The sequence below is a fragment of the Tardiphaga sp. GW822-FHT04G09 genome (assembly GCF_058800725.1).
Genome location: NZ_JBXAMO010000004.1, coordinates 170,084 through 181,921, shown reverse-complemented (window position 1 = coordinate 181,921; position 11,838 = coordinate 170,084). Strand labels below are relative to the sequence as shown.

The window sequence follows — 11,838 nt, the reverse complement described above, 5'->3', positions numbered from 1 at the left end:
CTAGACACCCGGGATCGATTCGAGATTCGCCGCCGCGACGATTGCGCCGGATCGCACGAGTCGAAGCGATTTCTGGATATCGTCGTGAAAATATCGGTCCTCGTCGAGATGGGCGACTTCGGCCCGGATACGTTCGCGAACACCTTCGAGGCGATCGCTGGACTTGAGCGGCGCATGAAAATCGCAGCCTTGCGCGCCCGCCAGCAGCTCGATGGCAATGACGGCCATTGCATTCTCGATCATCGGCAGCAGCCGGCGCGCCGCATGGGCAGCCATGGAGACATGATCTTCCTGGTTGGCCGATGTCGGAATCGAATCGACGCTGGCCGGATAGGCGCGCTGCTTGTTCTCCGACACCAGCGCTGCGGCAGTGACCTGAGCGATCATGAAGCCGGAATTGAGTCCCGGCTTCGGTGTCAGGAACGCCGGCACACCGGAGAGTGCCGGGTCCACCAGCATGGCGATCCGCCGCTCTGAAATCGATCCGATCTCACAGATCGCAAGCGCCATCATATCCGCCGCAAACGCAACCGGTGCAGCATGAAAATTGCCACCGGAGATCGCGACATCGTCGTCGGCAAAGACCAGAGGATTGTCAGAGACGCCATTCGCCTCGGTCAGCAGCGTAGTGGCCGCCTGCCGCAAAACGTCCAGCGCCGCGCCCATCACCTGAGGCTGACAGCGGAGGCAATAAGGATCCTGAACGCGCACGTCGCCGGTACGGTGCGATTCGCGAATCGCGCTGCCGGCAAGAAGTTCCTTCAATGCCTGGGCCGATACGATCTGCCCTTCATGCTTGCGCAGTTGATGGATGCGTGGATCGAACGGCGTATCCGAGCCTCGCGCGGCATCGGTCGAGAGGGCGCCGCTGACGATGGCGGTCTTGAAGAGGATTTCAGCCTCGAACAATCCCGCAAGTGCATAGGCCGTCGAGAACTGTGTGCCGTTCAGCAGCGCCAGTCCTTCCTTGGCCTGCAGCTCGATCGGCTGCAGACCGGCACTGGCGAGCGCCTCCGTTGCCGGCAATCGCCCGAAATTCGTCAGCGCCTCGCCGACACCGATCATGACCGACGCCATATGCGCGAGCGGGGCCAGATCGCCGGAGGCGCCGACCGATCCCTGCGCGGGCACGATGGGCGTGATGCCATGCGCAATCATGGCGCTGAGCAACTGGACGGTCTCCATGCGGACGCCAGAGAAACCCTGCGCCAGACTCGCAAGCTTGAGGCACATCATCAGCCGCACCACCGGCGCTGGCGCCGGGTCGCCGACGCCCACGCAATGCGACAGCACGATATTTTTCTGGAGAGCCGTGATGCTTTCGGCCTCTATGCCGACATGTGCAAGCTTTCCGAAGCCCGTATTGATGCCATAGACGGGTTCGCCCTTGGCGACGATCCGGACAACGGCGTCAACGCTGGCATTGATGCGGGGAATACAGCTCTCATCAAGGACTGGTACTGCACCCCGATAGATCGACCGCCAGTCCGCCAGTGTCACCGCACCCGGTGTGAACCGCATTGTCATAAAAGTGCCTCCAGGCCATCAGTTGATGGGCACAAGGCACCACATTCAACGCTGCGCTTCAACGTCTGCACGCAACAAAACGGCCAGCCCTGCGACTGGCCTTTCAGCAGATCGACAGTCGGATCGTGCGCTGCGACGTGCGACGCAGTGCCACGCTTGGCTTATGGCTTCCAGCCACCGCCCGGCTGGTTGCCGAGATAAGCCATGTTGCGACAGTGCCCCCACGGACCGCGCCAGTAACCGGGAGGGCAGCCGTTACCCATCACGGGAGCTTCCTGATAATAGCCGCCCGGGAGCGGGCCGTAGTAAGGTGTATAACGGCAGCCACCATAGGGACCACGCCAGCCATTCGGACCACAGCCACCCGCAACCGGGATCACGTGCACGTCGACAACGATGCTCTGGCCCATCATCGGCGCAGCACTTGCCTGCGTCGAGACAATGAACATGGCAACGAGACCTGCCGCCATCATGTGCGGAATTTTAGCCATTCTATTCCTCTGGATGAATTGAAGATTGGCCCCGACGAAAGCCCTTCGCGTTGCCGCGCGATGCGCAACCTGACGCTGCGCTGGTCTTCATTTTGCTTAGAAGCACGGGATACCGGTTGCAATTCCGTTCTCCCGATGTGGCTGCACAACTCGTTCGGTTAGTTATCCGCCCGTTAAAAAGCGACAAGCGGAGCTAGGGCGGAGTGCTTGCCCCGGAGACCGGAGCTCTACGTCTGATCGCGCGCTGCTATCGAAAGCCCTGCGGTGCCACCTATTTCAATTGCCGCAAGGCCTTCGCATGAGAGCCGGGTTGCGTGGAGCTCGATTCTCGCGCTACCACCGGCCGCCGTGCAATCGCTTGATGAAAGATACCCGTGCTTCCCTGGAAACTGATCGATACGACCGAAGTACCCGGTGGCGGCGTGCCGCTGCGCCTGATGCAGCGCGGGCACGAGTTCACGATCAAGCTCGGCCAGAACGAATTGATGAGCAGCCGGCTGTTCGGCTCCGAAGAAGCGCTGGCGACGCTCACCTGCTTTCGCCTCAAGGACATGAAAGCGCCGCGGCTTTTGATCGGCGGTTATGGCATGGGCTTTACATTGCGCGCTGCGCTAAAGGTGCTTGGCCCGAAGGCGAAGATTACCGTGGTCGAGCTGGTGCCCGCGATCGTCGCCTGGGCGCGTGGCCCAATGGCCGAGCTGTCTGGCGACAGCCTGAATGATCCGCGTGTGGAGATTGTCGAAGGCGATGTCGTTAAAGCCATCGCCGGCGCGCGCGGCAAGTATGATGCGATCCTGCTCGACGTCGATAACGGACCCGAAGGCCTGACGCGAAAATCGAATGATGCCCTCTATGACCTGAAAGGGTTGCGCGCGGCCCAGGCCGCGCTCAGTCCGGGCGGGGTGTTGGCCGTCTGGTCGTCATTTCCATATGACAAATTCACGGCACTCCTCGGCAAGGCAGGCTTCAATGCCGAGGAAATCAAGATCCGCGCCACGGGCACACGCGGTGGCGCCCGTCATGTCATCTGGCTGGCGACGAAGCCAAAAACATAACCGTCGTCGCGATGAAGATGGGTCTTAATAGGCAACCGAACGCCGACTGCGGCGCGGTTCGCCATAAGGCTGAGGGCTGAAGGCCAGACGCGGATTGACGATGCAATCGACCCCGCGGCCCGATGCGGTCGCCTGGCACGCCTCATAGCTCGGATAGGAGCAATCGGTCCCGAAGGCCTGCGACTGGATGCAATAGGGATAGGCCGGAGCGGCGGCTGCAGGGCTCGAAGCCGTGCCCGAAACACAGCCAACGGCCAGCGCAGCCAGCATCAGATTACGCATCATGTTCTCTCCTCCGCGACAGCGGTCCTATGACTCTCCAGAAAGCAACAGAGCCTGCGGATGATCGTTCCCGCAGGCTCCGGTACATCCCGGTCTCGTGATCACGCACCTATACTGGCGCAATCACGAGGGTTAGACACCATAGCATCGCATGGGTTCATTCAACCTTGAGGCCAGCGGCCTTGACCACTTTCTCCCATTTCTCGGTTTCCGCGACGATCATCTTGCCGAAGGCTTCCGGCGGCCCGATCAGCGGCTCGCCGCCGAGATCAATCAGCTTGGCCTTGACCGCAGGATCAGCCAGCACCGCATTTACGTCGGCGTTGAGCTTGGCGATGATCTCCGGCGGAGTCTTCTTCGGCGCACCCATGCCGAACAAAGCGCTGGCCTCATAGCCCGGCACGGTTTCCGCAACGGTCGGCACATCGGGCAACAACGATGACTTCTCGGTGGTCGTCACCGCCAGCGCACGAAGGCTGCCCGAGCGGATATGCTGGATGATTGACGGCATGTTGTCGAAGATCACCTGGACCTGACCGCCAAGCATGTCGGTAATCGCTGGCGCAGCACCGCGATAGGGAACATGCTGCATCTTGGCGCCCGACAGCATCATGAACATCTCGCCGGACAGATGCACCGAGGTGCCGTTACCCGACGACGCCATGTTCACCTTGCCCGGATTGGCCTTCACATAGGCGATGAATTCTCCGACGGTCTTAGCCGTGATGTCCTTGTTGACGGTCATCACATTGGCGGTGCGATGGAAGGCGGCGACAGGCGCGATGTCGCGCACGAAGTTGAAGCTCAGCTTCCCATAAAGCGTGGCGTTGATGTAGTTCGCCGGATTGACCAGCAGGATCGTGTAGCCATCAGGCTCCGCATTCACGACGGATTCAGTGCCGATATTGTTGCCGGCGCCCGGCTTGTTCTCGACGACGAATTGTTGGCCGGTTCGCTCGGACAGCTTCTGTCCGATCAGGCGGGCCAGAATATCGGTTGCACCGCCGGCAGGATAACCGACGACAAAGCGAACCGGCCGCGTCGGATAGTCCAAGGCCAGCGCCGAGCTGACAGGAACGACAGCGGTTGCAGCAAAAGCAGAAAAGCCAAGCGCAATCAGACCGATCGCGGCACGACGTGAAGCCATAATTTTATTCCCTCCGGCTGCCGCGACTTTGTGCGCGGTCAGCGTGTGTTGAATTGACAACGGCCGTATCTACCAAACAATTCAACTATCGACCAGTGCGACACACCTGCGGCACCGGCCCAAAGAAACGTCAAGGCAAAGCGCTGGACCGTTCGATGGCCCTCACGGTCACGGCCCTCGATCATCTCGTCCTCAACGTCGCTGACGTCCAGCGTTCTGCCACCTGGTATCAACGCGTGCTGGGCATGGAGGTGAAGGCGTTCGATCCCGGTCAGCGCGCGCTGCACCTTGCGCTCGGTCTATTGCCGGGATCCCGATGGCAGCCTGATTGAAATTTCGCCTTACGAAATAGACTGACCCGTTACGCGTGGAGGTTTGCGCCGCGCCGGCGTCGATGGCACAACATTCTCCGCAAAAACAAAAATAAGAAGGCCGCCCCGCGCAAGCGGTCCCTCCAGCGGCTTTCAGCGGAGGATGCATGCCCAAGCCCACCACGAATCCCGCCATGATTCCCGGTTCGATCGGTCCGTTTGACGGCATGGATGTGCCGTGGCTGCTGCGCATGCGTGCCGAGACGCGGCGCGACCACCCCTTCATTATCTGGTCGCCATTCGACGCGCCCGCGCGGCCATGGACCTATGGCGAATTTCATGATCGCGTCGGCGCACTTTCCGCAGGCCTTGCCAAACGCGGCATCGTCCAGGGCGACTATGTGCTGATCCATCTCGATAATTGCGTCGAGATGCTGCTGGCCTGGTTCGCTTGCGTCGAGCTCGGTGCCATCGCAGTGACCACCAATACCCGCTCGTCGGCCGCCGAGATCGAATATTTCGCCGATCACTGCGGCGCCGTCGCCGCGATCACGCAGCCATCCTATGCCGAACTCGTCGCCGCCAATTGCCGCAAGCTACGCTGGATGGCGGTGACCTCAAACAATGCCGGCGCGCCGGCCGATGGCCATGCTGCCGGCAAAGCCGAGCGTTTCGAGGCACTGTTCGCCGATAGTGCCGACCGACCGCGCCGCCCCGTCGATCCCTGGGCGCATTGCAGCGTGCAATATACGTCGGGCACCACATCGCGGCCGAAGGCGGTGCTGTGGACCCACGCCAACGCTCTGTGGGGCGGCAAGGTGAACGCCGCGCATCAGGACCTGCATGGGTTCGACACGCATATGACCTATCTGCCGCTGTTCCACACCAATGCGCTGGCCTATTCGATGCTGGCAACGCTGTGGGTCGGCGCTTCCATCGTGCTCCAACCGCGCTTCTCCGCGCGCCGGTTCTGGTCCGTTGCCGCCGAGCATCGCGCGACCTGGCTCTCGACCATCCCGTTCTGCATGAAGGCGCTGCTCGAACACGAGGTACCAAAACAGCATACGTTCCGCCTCTGGGGCGCGTCGTTCTGCGAACCGCCGGCCTTCGCCAAATTCGGCGTCAAGATCATCGGCTGGTGGGGCATGACCGAGACCATCACCCACGGCATCATCGGCGAGGTCGATCAGCCCAATACGCCTATGGCCATCGGCCGCGCCGCAACCGAATACGGCATTCGGGTCAGCAATGACGACGGCACGCCGACTGCGGTGGGCGAGACCGGCAACCTGACCATCAAGGGCATCCCCGGCCTGTCGCTCTTTAAAGAATATCTCCACAACGAGGCCGCGACCACAGACAGTTTCGACCCCCACGGCTTCTTCATCACCGGTGATCGCGTCACATTGCTGGAACGTGGCTACATCAAGTTCGGCGACCGCGCCAAGGACATGCTGAAAGTTGGCGGCGAGAATGTCGCTGCATCGGAGATCGAACAGGTCGTCATCACCGTCCCGGGCGTGCGCGAAGCTGCCGTCGTCGGCAAGAAACATCCGATGCTGGATGAAGTACCTGTGGTTTTCATCATCCCACATGGCGGCGTGGCGCAGGCACCACCAGCACTGCGTGAGAATGTCATGGCGGCCTGCAAGAGCGGGCTGGCGGATTTCAAGGTGCCGCGCGAAATCCACTTCGTGGACGAGATGCCGCGCTCGACGCTGGAAAAGGTCGCCAAGGCCGAGCTGCGCAAGCTGCTGGCCTGAGGCGAACGGCGCTTATGCGCCGAGCGCCACCGGGCGGAACACCTGTAGCAGTTGCTGGTCGATCTTATCGCCCATCTGCTCCATGATCTCGAACGCCTTGGCATGCGTGAAGGCCATGCGATAGGCACGCCGCTCCACCAGAGCCGCGTGGATGTCGACGATGGTCATAAGGCGAACGATGTCGCTGATCTGATCGCCGGCCAGCGCATCGGGGTAGCCGCTGCCATCCAGAAATTCGTGGTGATGCAGCACGACGTCGAGCATCTCGCGCGGGAAGCTGCCCTGCGCAACCAGCGCTTCGAAACCGAGACGCGGATGCTTGCGGATTTCGAGCGTCTCTTCCTCGGTGAGCTTGCCCGGCTTGTCCAGGATCGACACCGGTATAAACGCCTTGCCCACGTCATGGACGAGAGCGGCGCGCGTGAGACGGCGCTGGTCTTCGTCGCGCATGCCGAGATGCTGCGCAAAGGCCACGGCGAAACCAGTCACGAACAGGCAGTGGCGATAGCTGTGATTGTGATGACGGCCGACCGCGGCCAGCCATTCGCGCAGCGACGTGCGCTTGATGGCCTTCAGAATCTGGTTCTCCGCCTGCATCACGTCGTTGAAAGTGAGCGGCACACCGGCGGGCAATTTCTCGAAGATCTTGACCATTACCGCATGCGCCGCCTCGACGCCGCGATTCAGCGCCTTGCCGCGGGTCGAGAAGTCCTCGTCATGCGGGTTCGGGAATGCGGCCCGGATGCGCTGCATGACACCACGCGCATCGAACGGCCGCGCGATCGTATCGGTGGCGCCAAGCGCCCAAGCCTGCATCGATCCATGATGCAGCGAGTCGGCCAGCACAAACAGGCGCGGTATCGCTTCATAGGATTTATGGCGCAGTTTGTTGCGCACGCGCTGCACGGCCTCTGCCGAACGCAGATTGATATCGACCACGATACCCGACAGCTCGCTGGGCGGCGTCTCCGGAATGGCTGACGTTTGGACAACGTCGACTTCGCCGACCTTCTGCAGGATATCGACGAGTTCGCTGCTGCTATCGCTGCGGTCCGATGCCAGAAGCAGTCGGCGGCGCGCCGGCGATTGTTTGACTGAAGCGGTCATATGCCCTCGATCTATTGCGGCGAACGGGCCGCAAGCAGGGACATACATACTTCGGAACAGGGTTCCCGAAGCTTAAGGGGTATTGTTAATGCTTCCTGATTGGCCCCCGGAGGGTTTCATTCCCGCGGATAGCACTATCCGCGGGTTAGGGATTTCGTGAAAACTTTAAGCAATCCCACCTTGCGCCGGTATCCGATCCGGAAAACAATCGCGCCATGAAGATCCCCGAATTCATCGTCGCCCTTGCGAGCGCGCTCGCCGTCATCGCTCCAGCGCACGGGCAGCCCACCGGGATGACGCCCGATCTGCCATTTACGGCAACCCTTTCGAACACCACGCCGCTGGCCTTCGGCATGGCGGCGGATGATGCCGCCCACGCACTAGGCGCGCCACTGACCTATATCAGCGGCCGACCGGGGCATGAGATCTATCTGGCGATCCGCACCTTCGGCGGCAGCGGCTTCTTCGACCGCCGCGACCGCCTCTATCTCCAGTTTCGCAAGGGACGCCTGACCGGTTGGAAGGGTGACTGGGGCCGGAGCTGGATGTGGCAATAGCCGCTTTGTGAGTAGACCGGCGCTGCCGACCGCGCCAAACAGACCTCACCCCTCAACAACGATATGGAACACCTCGTGGGACAAGACATCACGCTGACTGCATCTGACGGCTTCAAGCTCGGCGCCTACCGCACCCAGCCTGAGGGCCGGCCCAAGGGCGCCGTGGTGGTGATCCAGGAAATCTTCGGCGTAAACAACCACATCCGCACGGTCTGCGACCGCTTCGCCGTGCAGGGCTACGTGGCGGTGGCGCCGTCAATCTTCGATCGCACCGAGCCCAATTTCCAGTCCGGCTATTCGCCCGAGGAAATCGCCATCGCGCGCAAGTTCGTTGCTAATCCGGATTGGCCCGCGATGCTGCGCGATACCCAGGCCGCGATCGATTCCGTGAAGGACATAGGCAATGTCGGCATCATCGGCTTCTGCCTTGGCGGCAGCGTTGCCTTCGCCGCCGCCACTAAACTAACGGGCCTCAGCGCCGCCATCGGCTATTACGGCGGCGCCGTGGTGCGCTTTGCCGACGACAAGCCGACCGTGCCGACGCAGCTGCATTTCGGCGAAAAGGATCATGGCATTCCGCTGTCGGATGTCGAGACCATCCGCGCCAAACGACCGGATGTCGAAATCTTCGTCTATGACGGCGCCGAACACGGCTTCAACTGCGATCAGCGCGCCAGCTACAACAAGGCCAGCGCCGACCTCGCCAGGGAGCGCAGCCTGGGCTTTCTCGCCAGGCATCTTGTGAAATAAGCATCGCAATTTGCAGGGTGGGCAAAGCGAAGCGTCCCCACCACAGTCATGACCGGGCGCGGGGTGGCGGGCACGGCGCAAGTGCGCCCTTGCCCACCCGCGGCTTCGTCCAGGCGAGTAAGCGAAACTTACTCGCCCTTCACACCAGCGGTCCTTGCCACCGTCGCCCAACGATCGAAGTCGCGGCGCAGGCTCTTCTCGAACGACTCGGGGCTGTCACCAACGGGAACGAGATTGACCGCTTGCAGGCCGGCGGTGCCTTCCGGTGAACTGATGATGCGGCCAAGCGCGGCGGACAATTTGTTCACGATGTCCTTCGGCGTCGCCGCCGGCACGAACACGCCGACCCAGCCTTCGGCCTCGAAACCGGGATAGCCGAGTTCAGCCATGGTCTGCACATTTGGCAGCTTGGGTTTGCGTTTCTCGCCGCCCACCGCGAGCGGGCGGATCTTGCCGGCCTCGAGCTGTGGTCCGGCGGTCGTCAAGTCAAGGAATGCGGCAGTGACCTGATTGCCGAGCAGATCATTCAGCAACGGGGCAGCCCCCCGATACGGCACATGAGTCATATCGATGCCGGCATTCTTCTTCAGGAGCTCGCCATAGAGATGCGACGTGGTGGCATTACCGAAGGTGCCGTACGGATATTTTCCGGGATTCGCCTTGGCGAGATCGACCAGTTCCTTCACGGATTTCATCGGCTGCGCTTCAGGGACGACGAGCACGATCGGCGAGATCGCGACCTGCGTCACCGGCGCGAGATCCATGAACGCGTCGTAAGGCAGTTTCGACATCAGGCTCGGCGCCTGGATGATCTGCGTGATCGCAACCAGCACGGTGTAGCCATCGCCCGGAGCCTTGGCGGCGAAGTCGTTGCCGATCACACCGCCGGCGCCCGGTTTGTTCTCGACGGTGACGGTCTGCTTCCAGGACTCTTGCAGCTTCTGCGCCAGCAGGCGCGCGGCGACATCGGTGGCACCACCGGGAGCATAGGGCACGACGAAGGTGAGGCGCCGATCGGGATAGGATTGCGCGGTCTGCGCAAATGCTTGCGAAGACAGCGCCGTTCCCCACGCCACGATGGCTGCCAGAGTGACGCCGCGCAACGCGTTGATCGACTGACCCGTCTTCATCTCTTCTCCCCCTGATCCATGTGTGCCGACATGGCGGCGCGTTTCAGCGAGTTGGCCTCGCTTGATCATTGCTTACAGGGCGGGAGGCGATTCTGATACAGGGCAACACGTATCCCGACGCCAATGCGCCGATACATCGCAGCCAGTTTCACCGCGGGAAAGCGCCTATTCCACGAAGCGGAGAACATCGCGCTTGGGATGATACTTGCGGTCGACGCGCGATCAGAACCAGCGCTCGCTGACCAGCACCGTATCGCCGGGATTGATCGGCGTGCCCAGCGGGACCACTGCGCGGTACGAGCCCTCAACGGTGGTGTGGGTCAGCGTGACTTCGTCGCGCTGGGCGCGCGGCGAGAAGCCGCCGGCAATGGCGATCGCGCTCTCGACACTCATATTGGGTACGTAAGGATACTGGCCGGGAGCGGCGACTTCACCGAGAATGAAGAACGGACGGTAGGCTTCGATTTCGACAGCCACCGACGGCTCGCGAATGAAGCCGTTGCGCAGGCGGCCGGTGATACTCGCAGCGAGCGCAGCGGGCGTCATGCCGCGCGCAGGCACGCGGCCGATCAGCGGCATGGTGATCGCGCCACCGGCATCGATGGCATAGGAATTGGTGAGACCTTCCTGGCCGTAAACCACCACGCGCAGCTTGTCGCCGGCATCGAGCTTGTACTGCGCATCATAGGTCGAGACGGGGGGAGCGTAAGCAACCGGCACGGCTGCCGGACCGTAGCCCGGGCGACCGTAAGCGAGCGTATCGAGATCGGCAGCCGGCGCGACCACTGCAACAGGACCCGGTCTCCGCATGCAACCGGATAGAACCAGCGCGGCAACCGCGACAATCATGGGCAGACGAAACACGCGGGCAAGCGACACTGGATATCCCTCATAGAGGCAGCTTCGGTTTTGGCCTCTTATGGTTAAAATTCCGTTGTCATTACCTTCCATCAGCCAGCAAAAAGCCCGCCTCCGGGCACATCCGAAAGCGGGCTTTTGACGTTGTTTATCTACACTTAGCCGTGGTCAGCTCCGGCCGGGACGCCGACCCCGATCGGGCACGACACGCCGGTGCCGCCAAGACCGCAATAACCGCCAGGATTCTTCGCCAGATACTGCTGGTGATAGTCCTCGGCGAAATAGAACTTCCCGGCCGGCGCGATCTCGGTGGTGATGGTGCCGAGGCCCTTCGCCGACAGCGCCTTCTGATACGCCGCCTTCGACGCGGCAACGGCATCGCGCTGCGCGTCGTTGAAGGTGTAGATCGCAGAACGATACTGCGAGCCGACGTCATTGCCCTGGCGCATGCCTTGGGTCGGGTCGTGGCTTTCCCAGAACGTCTTCAGGAGTTGCGCGTAAGAAATCTTCTTCGGATCGAACACCACCAGCACCGCTTCGGTGTGACCGGTGCGGCCCGAGCAGGTCTCTTCATAAGTCGGGTTCGAGGTGAAGCCGCCGGCGTAACCAACCGCCGTCGTGTAGATGCCGTCACCGAGCTCCCAGAACTTGCGCTCTGCGCCCCAGAAGCAACCAAGCCCGAACACTGCACGCTCAAGGCCTTCCGGATAGGGCGGCTGGATGTTGCTGCCATTGACGAAGTGATGTTTGGCAGTGGGGATCGGCGTATCGCGACCGGGCAGCGCCTCGGCCGCGGTCGGCAACGCAGTGGTCTTGCGCATGAACAGCATGGATCATCTCCCGGCGCGCTCGCGAACGAA

At 61.9% G+C, this 11,838-nt stretch carries 12 protein-coding genes and 1 pseudogene; 5 read left to right on the top strand and 8 right to left on the bottom strand.

Annotated elements, in window-relative coordinates:
- Both hutH and AC1RLZ_RS09980 read right to left on the bottom strand, forming a co-directional pair.
- A complete protein-coding gene (gene hutH, locus AC1RLZ_RS09985) occupies positions 1-1,527 on the bottom strand; it encodes a histidine ammonia-lyase (protein ID WP_493188517.1) in 1,527 nt (508 codons plus the stop codon).
- Positions 1,528-1,688: 161 nt separating this feature from the next.
- The gene (locus tag AC1RLZ_RS09980) at positions 1,689-2,018 is read right to left on the bottom strand and encodes a GCG_CRPN prefix-to-repeats domain-containing protein (RefSeq protein ID WP_493188516.1); all 330 of its coding nucleotides are present in this window, start codon (positions 2,016-2,018) and stop codon (positions 1,689-1,691) included.
- 374 nt (positions 2,019-2,392) lie between these two features.
- On the opposite strand from AC1RLZ_RS09980, the gene AC1RLZ_RS09975 reads away from it, so the two are divergent.
- Positions 2,393-3,073 carry a spermidine synthase gene (locus AC1RLZ_RS09975; protein ID WP_371420335.1) on the top strand — a complete coding sequence of 227 codons (681 nt, stop codon included), beginning with the start codon at positions 2,393-2,395 and terminating at the stop codon, positions 3,071-3,073.
- Positions 3,074-3,097: 24 nt separating this feature from the next.
- Here AC1RLZ_RS09975 and AC1RLZ_RS09970 read toward each other — a convergent pair whose 3' ends face one another.
- Positions 3,098-3,358 (bottom strand): DUF3551 domain-containing protein, encoded by a 261-nt coding sequence (locus AC1RLZ_RS09970; RefSeq protein ID WP_371420336.1) that lies wholly within the window; start codon positions 3,356-3,358, stop codon positions 3,098-3,100.
- A gap of 154 nt (positions 3,359-3,512) precedes the next feature.
- On the bottom strand, positions 3,513-4,502 hold the full coding sequence (locus tag AC1RLZ_RS09965) for a Bug family tripartite tricarboxylate transporter substrate binding protein (RefSeq protein ID WP_493188515.1): 990 nt from the start codon (positions 4,500-4,502) through the stop codon (positions 3,513-3,515).
- Between the two features lie 155 nt (positions 4,503-4,657).
- On the opposite strand from AC1RLZ_RS09965, the pseudogene AC1RLZ_RS09960 reads away from it, so the two are divergent.
- A pseudogene (locus AC1RLZ_RS09960) lies at positions 4,658-4,859 on the top strand (VOC family protein).
- A gap of 121 nt (positions 4,860-4,980) precedes the next feature.
- Entirely contained in the window at positions 4,981-6,576 is a 1,596-nt protein-coding gene (locus tag AC1RLZ_RS09955) for an AMP-binding protein (RefSeq protein ID WP_493188514.1), read from the top strand.
- A gap of 12 nt (positions 6,577-6,588) precedes the next feature.
- Here AC1RLZ_RS09955 and AC1RLZ_RS09950 read toward each other — a convergent pair whose 3' ends face one another.
- Positions 6,589-7,683: an HD-GYP domain-containing protein gene (locus AC1RLZ_RS09950; protein WP_493188513.1), complete on the bottom strand. Its 1,095-nt coding sequence runs from the start codon at positions 7,681-7,683 to the stop codon at positions 6,589-6,591.
- Between the two features lie 215 nt (positions 7,684-7,898).
- On the opposite strand from AC1RLZ_RS09950, the gene AC1RLZ_RS09945 reads away from it, so the two are divergent.
- Positions 7,899-8,240 carry a hypothetical protein gene (locus AC1RLZ_RS09945; RefSeq protein WP_493188512.1) on the top strand — a complete coding sequence of 114 codons (342 nt, stop codon included), beginning with the start codon at positions 7,899-7,901 and terminating at the stop codon, positions 8,238-8,240.
- Positions 8,241-8,315: 75 nt separating this feature from the next.
- On the top strand, positions 8,316-8,990 hold the full coding sequence (locus AC1RLZ_RS09940; RefSeq protein ID WP_493188511.1) for a dienelactone hydrolase family protein: 675 nt from the start codon (positions 8,316-8,318) through the stop codon (positions 8,988-8,990).
- 128 nt (positions 8,991-9,118) lie between these two features.
- Here the strand turns inward: AC1RLZ_RS09940 and AC1RLZ_RS09935 are convergent, their stop codons facing one another.
- From AC1RLZ_RS09935 to msrA, 3 genes are all read right to left on the bottom strand, one after another.
- The gene (locus tag AC1RLZ_RS09935) at positions 9,119-10,120 is read right to left on the bottom strand and encodes a Bug family tripartite tricarboxylate transporter substrate binding protein (RefSeq protein ID WP_493188510.1); all 1,002 of its coding nucleotides are present in this window, start codon (positions 10,118-10,120) and stop codon (positions 9,119-9,121) included.
- Between the two features lie 222 nt (positions 10,121-10,342).
- Entirely contained in the window at positions 10,343-10,999 is a 657-nt protein-coding gene (locus AC1RLZ_RS09930; protein ID WP_493188509.1) for a polysaccharide biosynthesis/export family protein, read from the bottom strand.
- A gap of 137 nt (positions 11,000-11,136) precedes the next feature.
- Positions 11,137-11,808 (bottom strand): peptide-methionine (S)-S-oxide reductase MsrA, encoded by a 672-nt coding sequence (gene msrA / locus AC1RLZ_RS09925; protein ID WP_493188508.1) that lies wholly within the window; start codon positions 11,806-11,808, stop codon positions 11,137-11,139.
- Positions 11,809-11,838 lie beyond the last annotated feature (30 nt).